This window comes from Runella sp. MFBS21, from assembly GCF_029433105.1.
Classification (GTDB): Bacteria; Bacteroidota; Bacteroidia; order Cytophagales; family Spirosomataceae; genus Runella.
Map to the genome: position 1 here is coordinate 1 of NZ_JARNTW010000013.1, position 18813 is coordinate 18813.

The 18813-nt window shown below is 37.8% G+C and carries 15 protein-coding genes; 11 read left to right on the forward strand and 4 right to left on the reverse strand.

The annotated features are described in order from the left end of the window. Positions 1-113 precede the first annotated feature (113 nt). Genes P1X15_RS21330 through P1X15_RS21345 form a run of 4 tightly spaced genes read left to right on the forward strand, consistent with a single transcriptional unit; the run spans position 114 to position 6345 of the window. Positions 114-3128 (forward strand): hypothetical protein, encoded by a 3015-nt coding sequence (locus P1X15_RS21330; RefSeq protein WP_277340166.1) that lies wholly within the window; start codon positions 114-116, stop codon positions 3126-3128. Further along, entirely contained in the window at positions 3128-4234 is a 1107-nt protein-coding gene (locus P1X15_RS21335; protein ID WP_277340167.1) for a phosphoadenosine phosphosulfate reductase family protein, read from the forward strand. The genes P1X15_RS21330 and P1X15_RS21335 overlap by 1 nt, the downstream gene beginning before the upstream one ends. 18 nt (positions 4235-4252) lie before the next feature. Next, on the forward strand, positions 4253-5386 hold the full coding sequence (locus tag P1X15_RS21340) for a DUF262 domain-containing protein (protein ID WP_277340168.1): 1134 nt from the start codon (positions 4253-4255) through the stop codon (positions 5384-5386). 2 nt (positions 5387-5388) lie between these two features. After that, positions 5389-6345: a protein kinase family protein gene (locus P1X15_RS21345; protein WP_277340169.1), complete on the forward strand. Its 957-nt coding sequence runs from the start codon at positions 5389-5391 to the stop codon at positions 6343-6345. A gap of 244 nt (positions 6346-6589) precedes the next feature. On the opposite strand, the gene P1X15_RS21350 is transcribed toward P1X15_RS21345, so the two are convergent. The 3 genes from P1X15_RS21350 to P1X15_RS21360 form a co-directional block, all read right to left on the reverse strand. Beyond that, positions 6590-7372 (reverse strand): hypothetical protein, encoded by a 783-nt coding sequence (locus P1X15_RS21350; protein ID WP_277340170.1) that lies wholly within the window; start codon positions 7370-7372, stop codon positions 6590-6592. A gap of 221 nt (positions 7373-7593) precedes the next feature. After that, positions 7594-7920: a hypothetical protein gene (locus tag P1X15_RS21355; protein ID WP_277340171.1), complete on the reverse strand. Its 327-nt coding sequence runs from the start codon at positions 7918-7920 to the stop codon at positions 7594-7596. Between the two features lie 82 nt (positions 7921-8002). Further along, the gene (locus P1X15_RS21360) at positions 8003-9040 is read right to left on the reverse strand and encodes a YhcG family protein (protein WP_277340172.1); all 1038 of its coding nucleotides are present in this window, start codon (positions 9038-9040) and stop codon (positions 8003-8005) included. A gap of 350 nt (positions 9041-9390) precedes the next feature. On the opposite strand from P1X15_RS21360, the gene P1X15_RS21365 reads away from it, so the two are divergent. Further along, complete coding sequence (locus P1X15_RS21365) at positions 9391-9561, forward strand: hypothetical protein (RefSeq protein WP_277340173.1); 171 nt, start codon at positions 9391-9393, stop codon at positions 9559-9561. 311 nt (positions 9562-9872) lie between these two features. Here the strand turns inward: P1X15_RS21365 and P1X15_RS21370 are convergent, their stop codons facing one another. Next, the gene (locus tag P1X15_RS21370; RefSeq protein ID WP_277340174.1) at positions 9873-10052 is read right to left on the reverse strand and encodes a hypothetical protein; all 180 of its coding nucleotides are present in this window, start codon (positions 10050-10052) and stop codon (positions 9873-9875) included. Between the two features lie 247 nt (positions 10053-10299). Between P1X15_RS21370 and P1X15_RS21375 the strand changes: the two genes are divergently transcribed. The 6 genes from P1X15_RS21375 to P1X15_RS21400 all read left to right on the forward strand — a co-directional run bounded on the left by P1X15_RS21375 (position 10300) and on the right by P1X15_RS21400 (position 18799). Continuing rightward, a complete protein-coding gene (locus P1X15_RS21375) occupies positions 10300-10608 on the forward strand; it encodes a hypothetical protein (RefSeq protein ID WP_277340175.1) in 309 nt (102 codons plus the stop codon). A gap of 275 nt (positions 10609-10883) precedes the next feature. Continuing rightward, entirely contained in the window at positions 10884-11522 is a 639-nt protein-coding gene (locus tag P1X15_RS21380; protein ID WP_277340176.1) for a recombinase family protein, read from the forward strand. A gap of 169 nt (positions 11523-11691) precedes the next feature. Continuing rightward, positions 11692-13017, forward strand: a complete 1326-nt coding sequence (locus tag P1X15_RS21385; RefSeq protein ID WP_277340178.1) for a radical SAM/SPASM domain-containing protein — start codon at positions 11692-11694, stop codon at positions 13015-13017. A 75-nt stretch (positions 13018-13092) separates the two neighbouring features. Then, positions 13093-13599, forward strand: coding sequence for a hypothetical protein (locus P1X15_RS21390; RefSeq protein WP_277340179.1), 507 nt, complete (start codon positions 13093-13095; stop codon positions 13597-13599). Positions 13600-14990: 1391 nt separating this feature from the next. Continuing rightward, positions 14991-18311, forward strand: a complete 3321-nt coding sequence (locus P1X15_RS21395; RefSeq protein WP_277340180.1) for a DUF6443 domain-containing protein — start codon at positions 14991-14993, stop codon at positions 18309-18311. Continuing rightward, positions 18308-18799 (forward strand): hypothetical protein, encoded by a 492-nt coding sequence (locus tag P1X15_RS21400; protein ID WP_277340181.1) that lies wholly within the window; start codon positions 18308-18310, stop codon positions 18797-18799. The genes P1X15_RS21395 and P1X15_RS21400 overlap by 4 nt, the downstream gene beginning before the upstream one ends. The last annotated feature ends 14 nt before the right edge of the window (positions 18800-18813 follow it).

The window sequence follows — 18813 nt, forward strand, 5'->3', positions numbered from 1 at the left end:
GCCAACAGGTATTCAAAAAGTCAGATAAATACAGTAATTTGGCTTGCATGGAACCGCGTGTGTAATTGGATTGATTTGGTCATCAACTCTTTAACATTCGTTGGTTCCTATTTATGCCCACCCCTCAAGTAATTAATTTCGTGGGTGAATATACATCTATTATTAATGCTTTCGCTGAACGTTTTAAAGCTGCTATGCCAAATGAGCATTTAATTCTACATGAAATCTTTAACCGATACCATGACATTGGCAATGAGGCTGGCAATGATCAGCAACCACTACTGGTTTTAGTAATTGATGAATTTGGGAAATTCTTAGAGTATGCCATTGGGCATGAGCCAGAACGAGAGTTTTATTTTATCCAACAACTTGCCGAGTTCGTTAATAATCCTCATTATAATATTTGCCTGATCACTGCCGTCCATCAGAATATAGATGCCTACTCGTTTTCATTGAATGATACACAACGTAAAGAATGGGCAAAAGTAAAAGGGCGTTTCCGCGAAATTACATTCAACGAACCTGTAGAGCAACTGCTTTATCTGGTAGGAGAGCATACGATAAATACGACGTTCATACCTGATAAAGCAGCAAAATCAGGTATTGATACGGCTCTGAAATTGGCTCAGAGAAGTAAAGCTGTTACCCTCCCCTTTGCTGAGGAAGCAAATATTGCCGCCAAGCTGTTTCCCCTTGACTCAGTGAGTGCGGTAGCATTAACCTTGGCACTTCAACGTTATGGACAGAATGAACGGTCATTATTTTCCTTTCTGCAATCAACTGATTACACAGGACTAAATCAGGTAAAATTGTCTGAAAAAAATCCATTTTACAACGTAGCAAATGTTTTTGACTACCTAACTTTTAATTTTTATTCGTACCTGAATTCAAAAGAGAATAGAGACTATACGGCGTGGATGGGGATTCGTTCTACGCTGGAAAAGATAGAGGCGCAGTTTGGAGAAGAGGTAAAACCATATGAGAAGATTGTAAAAACAGTTGGGTTACTAGCAATATTGATTCCATTTAATGCAACTCTTGATAGGAAATTTTTGATAGAATATAGCCAAGTCTGTTTAGGTATTACAGATGCTGAACAACACATTAGTAACCTTGAACATTGGAATATTATAAGATATAGAAATTATCGGGGTCGCTATCTGCTTAATGAAGGTACTGATCTTGATGTACAGGTAGAATTAAGCAAAGCAGGCAATGATATAGAACAAATTCGTGATATATCAGCATTTCTGCAACGCTATTACCAATTACCGCCTGTATTGGCTAAACGCCACTCTTATCAAACAGGAACTCCCCGGTTGTTTGAATATTGGATTTCCGAACACCCATTATCGCGGGTTCCCGAGGGAGAAATAGATGGTTATATTAATTTGATCTTTAGTCAAGAACTGACATTTGAAGCCTTATGTAAGCATGCCACTGCTCAAGGAGAGGCTATTATTTACGCCTACTACCAGCATACTGATCAAATTCGGGAGCAACTTCGCAACATTGAAAAGACTCAAATAGTCATTGAGCGCCATGAAGAAGACAAAATCGCTTTGCGTGAACTAAGCCAAATTCTTGAGCATCAAAAAAAACTGCTTAATCACCTCATTCTCGATGGGCTATTTATGCCTGGACATGTTACTTGGGTATTTCAGGACAAAGTGCGGACTATAAATAGTGCTCGCGAATTAAATCAGTGGCTATCGGATGTTTGTAATGATGTATATAAGTACGCACCAACGTTTAAAAACGAATTAGTTAATCGGCATAAGCTATCAAGTCAAATTGGAACCGCTAAAAAAGCGTACCTACAGGCATTAACAAATAAATGGAATGAGCCGAATTTGGGATTTGAAGAAGAGCGTTTCCCGCCAGAAAAAACTATTTACCTAACTTTATTAGTACAAAATGGTTTTCTGGATGCTTTAAAACAAGATAATTTAGAGGAAGTAACATCTGAACAGTTTGAAGATTTAATTTCTGAAACGTTTAGACCTCTTTGGAGAGCTTCAAAATCATTTTTAATTTCAACGAAGCAATTACGTCGGTCAATAGCAGATTTGATAGATTTATTAAGTTTGCGTCCATTTAAGCTCAAACAGGGATTGATTGAATTTTGGGTCTCTACTTTTCTATTTATTAAACGTGATGACTTCGCTCTGTTTGAAGAAGGGCGTTATGTTCCGGACATTACTGCCGATGTTTTGGAACTAATAATAAAAGAACCCAGAAAATATGCGATAAAGGCATTCATCATAGATGGACTTCGACTTAACCTATTTAATGGTTATCGGCACTTATTTCAGTTGAATACAGAAGTTCGATTTAGCAATGTATCTTTTATTGAGACTATAAAGCCGTTATTAACATTTTACACTAGATTACCCGAGTATACTAAGCAAACGAAGCACCTGAGCCGTGAAGCTTTGGCTACACGATTAGCTATCGAAAAATCACAAGAACCAGAAAAAACATTCTTTGAAGATTTACCGATTGCTCTGGGTTACTCAACTCATATACTGCAGAATTCTTCGGAACATTTCGAAGAATTTATTGAAAGCTTACAGGTAGCTATTAAGGAACTTAGAACAGCCTATGATGATTTGCTTAACCGTTTTGAATCCTTAATTTTGAAGGAATACATAGGGGAAGAAATCGCTTTTAATGATTATAAATCTCGGTTACAAAGTCGATTTGGGAACCTTCGACCAGAGTTGTTGTCATCGGCCCAGAAAACCTTTTTGCAGCGATTGAACTCTCCGCTGGATGATCGTAATGCTTGGTTTAATTCAATCGCTCAGGTTGTTGTTGGCAAACCGCTGACGGCTTTGCGAGATACTGATGAAAACCTGCTCTATGATCGGCTTAAACGATTGATACGTGAGTTAGATAATCTCACAAACTTGACTGATCTTAATATTGACTCTGAACGTGAAGAAGTATTTAGCTTAAAGATTGGTACACTTGTTGATGGCTTACAAGAGGAGTTGGTACGACTCCCAAAAAGTAAAAAAGGGAATGTAACAACTGCGGAAATTGCTATACGGAAACAACTAGGGAACGATCTTGTCGTTAATGTTGCTGCATTGACAAACATACTTAAAGAATTAATAAAATAATGCCTTCCACTAGACACGTACTTGGAATATCGGGCGGAAAAGACAGTGCTGCTTTGGCTATATATATGAGTCGGAAATACCCCCATCTTGATATAGAGTATTATACCTGTGACACAGGAAAAGAGCTCGACGAAACCTACGAATTGATTACTAATTTAGAGAACTACCTGGGGAAGCCAATTATACGATTAAGAGCCGCTGAAAAGAGTACTCAAGATCCTTTTGACCATTATCTTCAATTATATGGCGGTTATTTACCTTCTTCAAATTCAAGATGGTGTACAAAAAAACTGAAACTCGAACCCTTTGAGAAGTTTGTTGGAAATGATCCGGTTATTTCTTATGTAGGTATTCGAGGTGATGAAGACCGTGAAGGCTATATTTCAAAAAAAACAAATATCCAATCGATTTTTCCCTTTCGAAAAAATATTTGGAGTGAGGATGTAGTGAAGAAAGTATTTTCAAACGCTAATTTTGATGCAATTAATGACTTATATAAAAAAATAGCTGTTACGGATTCAAACGAACGATTTTTGGAAATTTTAAGTAAACAAATTTCATTTAGCTTCCCATTAAGTGAAAAACTAAATTTATTGCTTCATATAGACACACGACTATTTAATAAATTGGTCTTTCTTTATTTGAAACAAACTGATTACCCGCTAGCACAAGAGAGAGATTTTGCGCTTTTAGATAATGAAGAAGTATTGGTTCGTGAGGATATCTTTCGACTGCTTGAAGAAAGTGGTGTAGGAGTACCTGCTTATTATAACAAGTGTGATTTTACTGTGAATGATAAAAAAGGACAATATTCACGCAGTAGATCAGGCTGTTATTTCTGCTTTTACCAACAAAAAATAGAATGGATATGGCTTTATGAACAACATCCGGAGCGCTTTGCAAAAGCAATGGACTACGAAAAAGATGGCTATACATGGAACGATGGAGAAACGCTTCAAGATATGATACAACCAATCCGAATGCAGACAATTAAAGAAGATTATATTAAACGCATAAACCGTAATACTCAAAAAACAAAATCTCAATATCTCTTGGATATTCTTGATGATGCAGAAGGGGAAGGGTGCGCTGCTTGTTTTATTTGAAAAATAAATTGATATTTAATGAATTTTTCTATCCAATCTTGGACCCTGAGAAAACTGATTGAAACTTATGATTCAGGTAAGCTTAATCTTACCCCTCCTTACCAAAGAGGAGATATATGGGCGACATCAGCCAAAAGAAAGCTTATTGACTCAATAAAGTTATCTTATCCGTTACCTGCTTTCTTCATATTTGAAAATGCTCCTGGAATATTTGAAATGGTAGACGGACAACAGAGAACTAGAGCTATACTCGGATATCATCATGGGCTTTTCCCTGACGAAAATAAGGAAATGATAGATAAAACAGATCAAAAATTCTTTTATGATACTTATGAAATTGCAGTTTATATTCTAAAAAGCGCAACAAATGCTGAAATTGAAGATTTTTATTATAGAGTTAATAAATTTGGTACTAAGCTAAATAGGCCAGAAATACTAAGAGCGCAGTATTCAAACACTTTACAACAAAATTTGGTTGAAAAGTTATCAGATGATGTAGATTTTGCCTCATTACAGTTATTTACAGATGCATCTTTGAATAGACTTAATAATACTGATTTAGTAGCAGAATTATTAACTTTACAATTATTAGGTAATACTGATAAAAAAAATCAAGTTGATAAAGGATTTTATGAAGATGAAGGATTTACTGAGGAAAGCGCCAGAGAATTGGAAGAAAAATTTCGAGAAGTACTTGCTCATCTTCAACGCTTTAATGGTATATACCCGATTAAAAAAACTCGTTATAAACAACGGAATGATATATATACATTGTACGGTTTTATAAAAGAAAATATATCATTACCTCCTGAGGTAATGGATTACTTTTATAAAATATTAGTTCTTATTGGCGAGGATATATACCCCTCAAACGAAAATTGTTTCTCATTTAGAGAATATGCTGATAATTGCGTTAGCCAGTCAAATTCAAAAAAAGCAAGAGACGCACGTTCTGCATTTATGAACGGTTTATTACTAAATCAAGATTTAGCACCCTTAGATAAATCTGAGGATGATATAACAGCAAATCTCATTATTATGGATACTTTAAATTTTTACAAGCTTAAAAATGATGATCTTGTAAATCAAGCTAACTATTGGGTGATTAATATTGAGGCTCTCAAAAATTCAACTGAAAGACATCTTTTCTAGTTATGGACATAAGCAATCATACTATTATTTTATCTGAACTTGAGGATGGTAGCTTAAATGACGAATTAAATATTATCGTTAACGATAAGGATACATATATACTTCGATACTTAGTAGAGCCTTTTAAATCATCTAAAGGCGGAAACTCTAATGTTTATCTTTTAAAAGATAAAGAAGGACGCAAACAAGATAAAGTTGTTAAAATATGTAACTATTCAAGGCCTGGTAGAAAAACAAAAGATTTTATTATAAGACGGTATGGGCGATTTATTAATGAGATAAAGGTTTTAAAAGATTTAAAAGAAAAAGGTAAAGCAAATATTGTTCAAATAGATTTTGATGGTGTAGTAGAAGTAAAAGGTAAGGAATTTCCTTATTACGTAATGGAAAAAGCTGACACCGATTTAATGGAATATTTATCAGTAAATAAAGAAATAGATGAGCAGGAGAAGATAAAATTTTGTTTGGATATATATAACGCAATAAAACAGCTTCACTGTGAAGGTTACTATCATCGTGATATAAAACCAGATAATATCTTGTTATTTTACTTAGATGAAGATAAAGAAAATGCTATTTGGAAACTTGGTGATCTTGGCTTAGTCGCACATAGAGATAAAGATTATGATGATATAGGGGAGAAAATAGGCCCTATTGGTTGGTTATCACCAGAGGCTATGAATAAGATGCTTACGGAGAAGCTGCAAATGGGTTTTGATTGTGGAATTGATGATAAATCAGATATATTTCAATTAGGAAAATTATTTTGGTTTATTTTTCAACAAAATGCACCAATTGGACAAATTTTATTTGATGATTTTATATGCCAAGTCACGCATAAAAATGATATTTTTTATCTTATTAATGAAATGCTTTTATATTCGAAATCTAAAAGAGCTAGTAAGGAACTTATTGATATTTTTTTAGGAGAAATTGCTCAAAAGTATGCAGTAGCGTGATAGATACATGCTATTCAAGTAGCTTTGGCTCATCACAATGAGGATATACGGGGCTGGGCTCCCAATGGTCAGCTTATAATATCAATGATGACTATTTAGGTATACCGTGCCAGTTGTACAAACTTTGCGAACGGAAAAATGAGACCGTTGATTTGCTGATTTATGGAAAGCATATCGCTCAAAGGATTCTTTTTGAGTAAGTTTCCTAGAAGATAACCGAAGACAATTAGGAAAGGATTTAAGATTATTTCTGTTTCCAATCGCAATTGTTCGTAAAAAGACCCGGCTTGAAGTAGATAGAATTAATGGTTTCAAGAATTCTGTTGGATTTTAAAAGCCCACCGAAATGCTCCGGTTCTGTGGCAATCGTCCAGCCGGCTAATCTCTCTAAAGTCCAATGAATCAATGGCCGCTCAAATGAAAGAAGATTCTTTATTTCTTTCACTTTCATATAAGTAAATTTTGTTCCTTTACCATTATACGGATTATTAAAAGTAAAAAAATCAAGGTCAATATCGAAATACACTTTTTTTTCATTACTTGATAAGATGTGTTCTTCTAATTCCTCAAATGTTCTAAATTTTTTGATAGTATGCTTATTTCCATGAATGTCGATAAGTTCTTCATCTTCCCAATCCTGATCATATTTTCCCTGACGGCAATGGACATAAATATTGCCTATTAGATTAAGATAGGCCGCTGATAAAATATGTCCATCATTGTTGCCGGCTAATTTTGCCCAACAGAAAAAAGCAACTTCTCCATCATCTGATCGGTTAAGCGATGATAGCAATTCCTTTTCAGTTTCGCATGGAAAACAAAGATCCTGATGCCAATCTAACGAAATTAAGCAGGGCGGGGATAAGAATTTCTGCTTTCTGTTCCATTGAGACCAGAAAAAAAAAGCATAGCGATGATCTTGAAAAATTGCCAGTTCAACAGCTTTGCCCTTCTTAAGTGGATGAGATAAGATTTGTTTACTTGAGCCGGGCGGAATTATATAGTGTGGATTTCTGAACTCTAACATAATCTTTCGTAATTACTTTGTAATTGAGCGTTGTTTGAATCTTTTAAACAGCATTTTCTGAGAAATGACAGGAAAACCATTTAATTACTATAAAAGCTGAATTTATTATCATAGATATCACGGCAATTCACTTGCAGCGTTAGGTATTCTGATGATAGTGGGCAGGAACTTGGCATGACAATGCAACCAACCCGTTAAAAATCTCAATAATAGGATATTTTTTAATATTCTAGGACTTCATTTTCTAGGCCATATTTTTTAACTGCTGCTTTGAATTTTCTCCAGCCAGTGGCGTTGCCTTTTTCAATAAAAATGTGGTATAGGAGATTGGTATAGACAGGAAATATTAATAACTTTTTCTTGTCATAGGTTGGTTCTTTCGATATAGCTGCTCCTGTACTTACATATAATTTATAGTGAGCCTCTTCTAATTTTTGAATAAAATTTTGATCAACCCGCATATCGTTAATCTTATTTTTTTCTTCATTAGGCGCTAATTGCCCCTCAATTTTTTTAGTTCTTCGTATAAAATAACTCTTCTGCTTCATTTCTTCTTTTTAGTTTGTTCAACTTAACTTCTAAGCTCTACTGTGTTATTATCTGTGCAGGCATAAACAAGCTAACTATCTTTTACCTCTTTCTATTTATTCTTCCCGGTCGTTGTAATTCAATTTCTAAACTCTCAATTGTAGGAAGATTTCCTTCTAAGTTTGTAGGTATAATCTCTGTAAGTTGATATTCAGAAATGCCTATGGGCTTATGGATATCTTTAAGCGCATATTCAGCAATCACTTTATTCTTATCCTGACAGATCAGTAATCCAATACTGGGTTGGTCTACATCTGTCTTTAGTTGGTCATCAACCACTGACAGATAAAAATTCAGTTTTCCGGCAAATTCAGGTTGGAACTTGCCCCGCTTCAATTCAATTACCACGTAACAGCGTAGTTTTAAATGATAGAATAAAAGGTCAAGGTAAAAATCCTGCTCTCCTACCTCTAAGTGGTATTGCTTTCCTACGAAGGCAAACCCGGCACCTAACTCCAATAAAAATTTAGTGATATGTTCGGTGAGCGCATTTTCCAGGTCTTTTTCCCGATAATCTTCCGCAAGCGTCAGAAAATCGAAAAGATAAGGGTCTTTGGTAAATTGCTGCGCCAGGTCTGATTGGGGGGAGGGCAGACGATGTTCAAAATTGCTGATGGCTTTGCCATGCCTTTGAAACAGTCCCCCTTTAACCTGTAAGCTCAACATGTCGCGGGACCAGCCATGTTCAATGGATTTGGCCATGTAAAACAGTCGTTCATCCAACGATTTTACTTTATCCATAAGAATGACATGGTGGGCCCACGGCAATTGCGCAACGGGCGGTTGCGTAATTTGATCAAGTTCATACAATGCCGCATATTGTTTCATATACAACAGATTTCGTGGGGAGAATCCCTTCATGTCCTGGAATTCTTTCCTTAGATCATCGGCTAATTTAGCAATGACTTTGGCACCCCATCCCTGATTCTCCTGTTGCGAGATGATCACTTTACCCACTTTCCAGTAGAGCTTTAATAATTCAGCATTTACTGCACTTATAGCCCGCAGGCGGGCCGTGCGGATTTCCGCTTTTAAGTCCTCTAACAGACGAGAGTAATCATCAGGTAAGTGATTTTTCATGGTCTATGCAAGATAATAGATAAATAGGGCATGCGAAAGCCCCGTGACCTTTAAAAAGTATTTTTTAGAGAATCTGTATGTGCCCTTAAATGCGGCATTAACCCCATCATCTCGGTTGAATTGGTACATGGCAGGAGTCAGAAATGATTATGAAAATAAGTGATATGAATGAAATCATTGAATATAAATATTGAGCTAACCGATTTCGAACCAGCGGCCTCTTGCACGCCCCGCAAGGTATGATTATGATATATGATAAACCATCATATTGACTGAAAAATATTTAGTATAATCACATTGTCAAGTAAAACAAGCACAAAATTTGACATGTTCTGACCGAAATCAGCTTTATGAAAGTCAGCTCCGTCAAAAGCTATGCCGACGTGTCCGAAGATAATTATGAAAGGCTGGGTTTTCTGGATGTCATGAAGGATCTAAAACCAATCCCGTATCTGGGTATGGAGTCGGCACTAACCCTCTTTAAAATTCGCATAAAAGCAGCGAGTGACAAAACCAAATGATCACTTAGGCTCTGTTATATTCGCCAAGGGTAAGGGCATTGTTGGGAGCAGTTTTGGAAGAGATCCAAAGCGGGTTGGACTTGAATGCGCTCAAGGGAAGTCTCAATCCTTTTACTAAGTCGCCCTGGGATTCAATAATTCTTTGATGAAAACAGCCTCTAATCGGAATATTCAATGAAATTGCAATCTATGACTTCCTGTAAATAATAATCCCTTTTGTCACAAATGTTGACAAAATTTATGACAACTATGCAAGTGATTTGTGGATTCAATTCGTTGTAAATGAGGTAGTTACAATATTTTGTTGCACTTTAAGTGATTGTCGTGATTTTTGATATGCTTGCTGTGACTGTGCTGGATTCTCTGTGATACTCTGGTGCTGCCATGCTGCCTCCATATACACTCATCAGGTACTCGGCCTCAAAATGTTCGTCCCGTACAATCAACGGAATAGGAGGAGAAGGGTGCTGAATACTTTCAAGCTCTTCCAACGACACATAGTCTAATTCAGTAAAAAAGTGTTTGATTAATGAGAAATAAACTCTTCTAAGGGGTCTTTCCCCTCGCGCCGCAAGGGTCTTCGATGAACGGCACCGACGGTATCCCCTACCTTCCTCCACTGCGTTGCGTGCAGCTCGGGTGATCCCCCTCGGCCCTGACCGCCCCTGCGTTTGCTACCCCCACCCTCGGCGGGAGCCAAGGTTGCATCTGTGCAACCCATTCCAAAAGGAGACAGTAATGGAAACAGTCACTCAGCAAATCCACTATACAAGTCAGCCGATAAAAATAGGAAAAACCTATTGGCGGTTGGTGATTAAAGAGCGTGTAGCGTACAGAAATTTGGAAGAAGACCGCAAGCACCTGTGCACGGAATATCAGTGGAATAAGGAAGGCCAATGGCTACCCGGTTCTAAATGGCCAGCGTACAATATCAATGATACCTATTACGGTATGCCGCGCCAAATGAGCAAACTCTATGACCGGGAAAAAGACATGATTGATTTTTTTATTCATGGAAAACCGATTGCACAAGAGAGGCTTTTTTAGTAAAGCTTTCTACTTCACAACGGTTATAAGGAATAACATTCCGTTTTCAATGGATTGAAGTAAAGCAGCGGAACCGTCTTCAAAAAATATTTCTTCTGAATAATTTGTCTATGAGTTAACCATGGTTTACCCCTAAACAAAAATACCCCTCTTTCTCTTTTGCCAATCTCCTGTATTTCAGTTCTTTTCTTCGAGCTGTTTACCCGATTTTAAGCCAAATTCTGTTCGAATATAAACGATGGTTTACTCCTAAATGAAAATGAGCATAACAGGCTATGAAACAGGCAGTAGCGTATTATCGGGTTTCAACACAACGACAAGGAAAAAGTGGTTTAGGGCTGCAAGCACAGCAAGCCGTGGTAGAAAGTTACTGTAGAAACCATGAATATGAGCTGGTGCAAGAAGTCATCGAAGTAAAATCAACCCGTAAGTACCAAATACGACTTTGGGAAGCCTTGGAATTTTGTAAAAAACAGGATGCTACCCTGATGGTAGCTAGGCTAGACCGACTCGGCAGGGACGTAGAACAAATCGCTCGATTGGTAAAATCGGAAGTTGATATTATCGTTACTGATAATCCTCATGCGACTCGTTTTACCATTCATATTCTGGCAGCGGTGGCAGAAGAACAGCGCCAACGCATCAGTGAAACCACCAAAGAGGCTTTAGAAGCCGCCAAGCAACGCGGAGTAATTTTAGGAAAAAATGGGAAAGCACTTTCGGTCGCTAATAAGCAAGCGGCTGAAACATTTGCTCAAAAACTATCTCCGCTTCTAAAACGGCTCAAGCATAAAGGGATAACCTCGGTACGGGCGATTTCTCAAGAATTGAATCGACGAAAAATCCCTACGTTTCGGGGTGTTGGCCGTTGGCATCCTAGTACCGTCTCTATCTTGATGAATCGTCTAAAATAACTTTTATTCACCTTAACCATTTTTTCGATGAATCACTTTGAAAACAATCTGCTCTTCAATGACTCGTATCTGCTGGAAAACCAGTTAGGCACTGATACGCTAAAAGTTAGCTCAGTCAATACGAACTGTGATTGTGATGGCTATTCTTATGACTTAACCGATGATGACCATGATTCCAATTCGTTCCCCCCAAGTGCTGTTACGACCTCTTGAGGATAAATGCTTTTACGTCGTGAATTGTGCTTATCCCAATTCTCTGAGGATTCTCACCAAGAGCCAGTACCACTTGTTGGCTGCCATTGATGGTCAGATGAATACGAATGAATTAGCGCATAAGTTGGACACCCCACCTGAGGCAGTGATGGCTTTCTTGCAGATATTGGTGACGACTGAAATCATTCGCTTTGATACAAACTTTAGTCAACCACAACGTCCCGCTGCTCCCACGTCGCTCAACTTTTGGATTCATACGACCAATCGTTGTAATCTCTCCTGTAGTTATTGTTACATTTCAACACTGAACACCACGGGAGGAATGTCAGAAGAAGTAAAACAGCGACTACTGAACAAATTGGTAGAAACTGTTCGCAAAAGAAACATTCGTCACATCAAATTTCGGTTGGCTGGTGGCGAACCTTTGACGCAATTTAAATCATGGAAGACCTTTATTCCTCAAGCAAAGGAAACATTAGAAGCACTGGGATGTAAACTGGACATCGCTTTCATTACCAACCTAACGATACTGACAGATGAAATCCTTACTTTTTCCAAAGAGCAAGGGATTAGCTACGGTATTTCTTTAGACGGTTTAGCACAACATCATGATGGGGTGCGAACGTTTCGGAATGGAGTTGGCTCTTTCCAAACTGTAGATGAAAACCTTCGGCGGTTATTGGCTCATGGTTTGCCCGTCTCAGTCAATACAGTGGTGACCAACCATAATCTGGAAGGCTTACCCGATTTAACACGTTACTTGATTGCATTGGATGTTACATTTCGTTATTCAATTGTCAAAGGGGAGCAGATTGACGCTGAAAAACTGGAACGATACCTTTCTGCTTCCTACGGTATCATGCAGGAAGCTATTCAGACTGGTTGGTCTTTTTCCCGACGTCATCAATTCTGTGATTTAAAGCTCAATGAATTGGGTTTTCAGACCTGTGCTTCGGGCTTTTCGGGTGGAGCTATTAATGTCGATGGAACCTTGAAGTATTGCCATGTACATGTGGGCAATGATTTGGAATCTTCCTTTTCTATTTTTGAAGAAGGGATAGATTTGGTGGAGATGATTGAACGGGGAGCCCACTATGAAGACCAAAAATCAAAGGATTGTTCGATATGCAAATACAAATCCATTTGTACCAGTGGTTGCCCCATTTATCGGGTAAATGGTAAAGACCCTCAGTGCAGTATTTATCACCGCTTTATTCCGTTGATATATGAGCTTCAGGCCAGAGAACGCTTGAAATTGCTGCAAGATTACGGAATGATATAGCGACTCACACAAACGCTTCTTGAAGCTTTCAGGAAGCGTTTTGGCTTGATAACTGTTGGAATAGGTAGGTGGTTGATGGCGATTGTTATTTCTGTATTGGCATTGCTGGCGACGTTTTATCAATTGTATCTGCAACGGGTTCATAATGAAAAATCACTCAAGCCTTTAGGACAGGTTGATCTACGAGACCGAAATAATCAAGTTTCTGTTAGTATCGCTAATAACGGTATGGGGCCGATGATCATCGACAGAATTACCTTTTTTAAAGAAGAACATTGTTATACGAATCTTGAAGATTGTTTGAGTTTAGCACCTCGCTCTTACCGACGAATTCCAATTAATGAGTTAGCAAAAAAAGTAGTATTACCTGGAATGTTGTTTGAAGTATTTGCAGCCGAGTTAGCTCCTAATGAAGAGCAAATCGAAATGGAAAATGTTCGACAACAGCTCTCGTTTATCACGTTGAAAGTGGAATATCGGGACATCTATGAGAATAAATTCACGCTGGAGAGAAGTCTGGAATGGTTTTCCCGGCACATGACCCACGAGAAGAGTTCAACCTTTAGGACTGATATACATTGATAATAGATTTTTAATTGACAAATCCGTGGTTTGGTACTTAAAATTACAGATATTACCAGCATACGTCAGAATTTTGGTGCTTTTCCATGCAGACATCCGTTTATAATCAAATTCATGAAGAGTTTTAATTGAGGTTTTGGCCCGATTGAAAGATTCTGGACGTGCCATTTAATTAACAAGGAAAACTACCGAGAGCTTTTTGAATAGGGTTCCAAACCACAAGATGTCGTTCAATCCTGCCTTGATAAATTTCTGAATTTATCAAATAAGAGCAGTATTGAGATTAGACTAAACCGAAAATGCAATTTTTATTGATAATGAGTTAGTTCGTGCCCAAGTCCATATTTGACCAAATCCCCGAGGGTTTTTCAATTACCTTAGAAGGCCCTATTTGTAAATTCTGGCAATGCATCTTGGTAAATGATGATGAAACGATATCAATCATGGAATTTGGGGATACTGCAGAGGAAGCTTTTCTGAAATGTCTAAGTGAACTACCCTATTTTTTAGGAGCGAAATAATCTTGATTTGCTTGTAAAATCATATTTCATCAGGTAACTCACTAGTCCAATCAACTTCCGAAAGCCTTTTCGCAATCTTATACAATATTCTATGTTTGTCCAGTTTATTAGTGAAAAGACTGGACAAATGATAACATATGTTATACGAACATTATCGGTCTTTGGGGGCATCCAACCGAAACGCCCGTCATAACTGCGATCAATTCAGACACTTCAAAGGAAGATGGCGATGCGACATCCACATCATGCTACGATTTAGTGTAACAGATGTTCAAACGAAACAATCATTCCCCTTTAATACTGACTCAAGGCCGTCCATTTTCTACTCTAACAAAAAACTGATTTTTATCATTTTTTTCTAAATGAAACCACTGAAAATGTAATTAAAATCTAAAAAATAAAACAATGCTTGTTTGTAAATATAAAACATACATATATTTTGTTTTAAACCTATTTTCTTTTGTAAAACGCATGTTTACATTATGATTTTTTGCGATCCATTTTCTACTGGAAAACCATTATATTTTGATACTTTTTGGTATATTTTTATAGAGAATAATCATTTATTTTCTATAAAAAAGTGGCATTATAATTGTGGATGAGTCAATTACATCCCTCTTAAAGAAAAATAACCCAAAACATACACTTCTTCATTTTTTAACATACATTTTTTTGCATTATTCGTGCCATTTAACTAGCTATACAGTAGTAACTTACATATTTTTCCACACGCTCTACTCTATTTTTTAAAATCGTATTGGCATATTTTTTGTCTTAACTTCATCGACCACTTATTCAAAATCAGTCTTTGGGGTCTTAAAAAAACTTTCACACTTTTTTTGAGCTACTTCCTCTTAACCATTTCTTCTTATGCAGCGTAGATTGATACCTACATGGCTTGTTTTTTTCTGTAGCTGGCTAAGTTTTATGGGACTTTGTTCCCTAAATGCCTCCGCTCAAAATTATATCATCTCCCGTACTTATAAAGATGGGCAAGCTGCCGACGCAGGAAATGTTGCCAAAACAACCACTCAAGTACAGTATATGGATGGCTTAGGTCGTCCCATTCAGCAAGTGGCGGTGGGACAAAGCCCTACTGGAAAAGATATCATCGTTCATCAAGCCTATGATGCCTATGGACGTGAACCTAAGCAGTTCTTGCCCTTTACTGATGCAGGTAGTGCTGGTAGCTTTCGCAGCAATGCCTCCAGCTTGCAAAATACTTTTTATGGTAGCAATACCCTTCAATTTTCTCCCGCCGACAATACGCGTCCCTACAATGAAACCACTTTCGAAAGTTCTCCTCTCAATCGACCCTTAGAGCAGCAAGCTCCCGGACAAAGTAGTTATTCCTACCTAGCTTATGGGGTCAACAACAATGCCAATGCCCTGACAACGGTGAAGCGGTATGATTTTCAGGAGCATACCAATCTTGAAAACACCGTCGTAGCTAATGGAAACTATATCAACGGACAACTTTCGTTTGTGAAAGTGACCGACGAAAATGGAAAAATAGCTATTGAATTCAAAGACAAGCTGGGGCAAGTCATCTTAAAAAGAGCGGTAGTAGAAGGCTCCACTTTTGCTGATACTTACTACGTCTATGACGATTTGGGTCAGCTCCGAGCGGTACTCCAGCCCATGTACCAAAATGAAAGCAGCACCCACAAATTTGCGTTCTTATACCGCTATGACGACCGTGGTAGACTCACCGAAAAACAAGTACCAGGTGCTGAAAGTGTAGAAATGCGCTACGACCAGTACGACCGTCTGGTGCTCAGTCGAGACGGTAATCAGCGTGTCCGTGACACCTGGTCATTTACAAAGTATGATGCGCTGAATCGTCCGATTGTGACGGGCGAAATCAACAATAGTGTAGCTCCTACTCCTCTACAGCTTCTTTCCAATGGTCACCACGAAACCCTAACGGGAGCAGGAGAAGTCAAGTATAGCCTCACAGCCACCCTGCCAAGTTTGTCAGATGAAAGTGGGGTGTTGAATGTCACTTATTACGATAACTACACCAATTGGGGAGCCTTGGCTTATGCAGACCAATACAGCCTCACGCCCCATACGGCTTTGAAAGGACAAACGACGGGTGCACGTAGCCGTATGTTGAATCCCGACGGCTCGTATGGTGATTTTTTGATTAGCACTATTTACTACGACGACAACTACCGTCCTATCCAAACAATCAAGCAACTTTTCGGTTTTTTGGGTGAAAACGATCCCGTACTGCGGCTTTCTATTCAATACAAATACGCCATAGCGACGGTGATTGCTAAGGAGCGGGAGCAGCAGGGGACTAGTAGCTCGGTTGTGAGTATCGAAAAAGAATACGGCTACGACCATGCTGACCGATTGCTATGGGTAAAACACCAAATTACCCGTGATGGAATAGCCCAGCCACAAGTGACATTGGCTGCCACAGATTACAACGAATTGGGACAACTCAACCAAAAATGGCTTCACAGTACCGACGGAGCCAAATTTCGCCGCCAAACGGCTTATACTTACAGTATCCGAGGATGGCAAACGGCGGGGCATACCTTATTGAAGAAACAAGACCAAATTTCGGCTCAAACGCAGTTTAAATACCTACTGGCGTACGGACAAGGTGGTGGGACTTACACCAATGGCAATATTTCGGATATGAGTTGGGAGGACTATGACGACACCCATAATGGAGGCTACAGCTTTAGCTACGACGGCCTCAACCGCCTCCTGAGTACAGGTAGTGCTGGAGGAACCAATGAGGGTGGCTTAGGATATGACCTCAACGGCAACTTGAACACGCTCAAACGTTGGCAAAATGGTACACTCATTGATGACCTAACTTATCACTACTCCCAAGGCAACCGATTGAATGGCATTGTGGATCATAGTAGCCATGCAGCTGGTTTCAAAGAAGCCTCCACGGGAGGAATGGGGTCTTATGCCTACGATGCCAATGGTAACCTAACACAAGATTTGAATAAGGGGATTTCGGTTGGTAATTTGCAATATAATTTGTTAAATTTGGTACGGCAAATCACGATTGATAGTAGTACATTGGCTTATTATTACGATGCGAGTGGGCAAAAGCATCAGTTGGTGTATAGCAACACCGCCGATGTAACCAAAAGCGAAAGTACGCGTTATGCAGGAAGTGTAGAATGGGAAGGCAACCATTTAAAGCGAATAGCCACTGGAGAAGGCCAATATATTTATAACACAAGTAGCACGGGGGAATATCAATACTATTTGAATGACCACCTAGGCAATACTCGTGTAGTAGTGAGTGACTCAGGCAAAGTACTACAAAGAAGCGATTACTATGCTTTTGGGCTGCAAATACCACTTTTACCCACTACGAGTGACTCATTACGATTGGTAAATAAGTATTTGTACAATGGCAAGGAGCTACAGCCTCAAACGGGTTTGCTAGATTATGGGGCAAGGCAGTATGATGCGTCGGTGGGGAGATGGTTTGGGGTCGACAGATTTGCTGAAAAGTATTATTCGCATTCAGCTTATCATTACGCTTTAAATAATCCAATTTCAAATATCGATATTAATGGTGACAGCACCTATAGATTTGATAGTAATACTGGTGCCTATCTGGGTTTGTTTGATACAGATCAAAGTGGTCAGGTTGGTTCTTATGGAACTATGCAAACAATCGGAAAAGGGAAAAAGAAACAAGAAGTTTGGAATGGAGAATACTTTGATTTTGCCGACCCTGTAAATGATTCCAAACAAATTAGAGAGGGACAAATAAATCATCTTGAAATTATGAGTGATAATGAAATTCAATCTCTTATGCGAGAGCAAGGAGCATTTGAAACTGGAATGGTAAATTTTGGATGGCAAAGTCAAGGAAGCAAGAAATTTGACTATGCTTTCACAATCCTTAAAGATAAATATCCAGATTCTAAGTTTGATGGTGAAAAATCAAATACGTTATTTCTTCCGAAAGGAGAAAATACTGCACATAACTTTGGCAATTTTGGCAATTATCTTTGGGGAGCAACAGGCTATACAGCTGGTTTTGGTTATGCAGAACTAAGTGCTGGGGCTCACTTTAACAGCGTTGTAAACCCACGTAGAAATGGTTATCCTTCTCAATGGGACTCCAAGGATGATCAAAATTCTATAAAAAAGGGTATTTACCATTCACAAAAGTTTAAATACAGGAATTTAACACGATGAAAAGATCCATTAATATAATCGCACTATTTATTTTTATTTTTATTTTTTTTGATTGTAAAAATAAAAATGATGACATAAAATTAAAATTTGATTCAATAAGTAAATTAGATTTTTCAATTTATAATGATATGCAAATAACTAAAAGAAATGACACATATTTTATTGAAATAAATAGCCAATCGTACAAAATTAAAAAAAATTTTTTGAATAAAAATATAAGCTTTTTAGATAGAAATGGTGAAAAAAATATACCTAAAGAACTAAAAGCTAAAATAGAAAAATTGCTATCCTTTTATGATAGTATTGAGGTTTTATTATTTAGAGTTGATAAAGTTGGAAATGTTTATTTTTCTATACCATGGCATGATAGATGTACTTACTATTTTTTAAGGTTGGCAAAAGGGCATACATTAGATAGTATAAATAAAAAAAAATATAGTGTTTATGATGGAAGTTGGTATTTTGATAAAGAATGTTCTGTTCCATGATTTTAGGTTAATTT

What these genes read in the sequence shown, in the direction of transcription:
- P1X15_RS21330 (WP_277340166.1), top strand. Translation starts at nt 114, where the DNA reads ATGCCCACCCCTCAAGTAATTAATTTCGTGGGTGAATATACATCTATT.
- P1X15_RS21335 (WP_277340167.1), top strand. Translation starts at nt 3,128, where the DNA reads ATGCCTTCCACTAGACACGTACTTGGAATATCGGGCGGAAAAGACAGT.
- P1X15_RS21340 (WP_277340168.1), top strand. Translation starts at nt 4,253, where the DNA reads ATGAATTTTTCTATCCAATCTTGGACCCTGAGAAAACTGATTGAAACT.
- P1X15_RS21345 (WP_277340169.1), top strand. Translation starts at nt 5,389, where the DNA reads ATGGACATAAGCAATCATACTATTATTTTATCTGAACTTGAGGATGGT.
- P1X15_RS21350 (WP_277340170.1), bottom strand. Translation starts at nt 7,372, where the DNA reads ATGTTAGAGTTCAGAAATCCACACTATATAATTCCGCCCGGCTCAAGT.
- P1X15_RS21355 (WP_277340171.1), bottom strand. Translation starts at nt 7,920, where the DNA reads ATGAAGCAGAAGAGTTATTTTATACGAAGAACTAAAAAAATTGAGGGG.
- P1X15_RS21360 (WP_277340172.1), bottom strand. Translation starts at nt 9,040, where the DNA reads ATGAAAAATCACTTACCTGATGATTACTCTCGTCTGTTAGAGGACTTA.
- P1X15_RS21365 (WP_277340173.1), top strand. Translation starts at nt 9,391, where the DNA reads ATGAAAGTCAGCTCCGTCAAAAGCTATGCCGACGTGTCCGAAGATAAT.
- P1X15_RS21375 (WP_277340175.1), top strand. Translation starts at nt 10,300, where the DNA reads ATGGAAACAGTCACTCAGCAAATCCACTATACAAGTCAGCCGATAAAA.
- P1X15_RS21380 (WP_277340176.1), top strand. Translation starts at nt 10,884, where the DNA reads ATGAAACAGGCAGTAGCGTATTATCGGGTTTCAACACAACGACAAGGA.
- P1X15_RS21385 (WP_277340178.1), top strand. Translation starts at nt 11,692, where the DNA reads ATGATTCCAATTCGTTCCCCCCAAGTGCTGTTACGACCTCTTGAGGAT.
- P1X15_RS21390 (WP_277340179.1), top strand. Translation starts at nt 13,093, where the DNA reads ATGGCGATTGTTATTTCTGTATTGGCATTGCTGGCGACGTTTTATCAA.
- P1X15_RS21395 (WP_277340180.1), top strand. Translation starts at nt 14,991, where the DNA reads ATGCAGCGTAGATTGATACCTACATGGCTTGTTTTTTTCTGTAGCTGG.
- P1X15_RS21400 (WP_277340181.1), top strand. Translation starts at nt 18,308, where the DNA reads ATGAAAAGATCCATTAATATAATCGCACTATTTATTTTTATTTTTATT.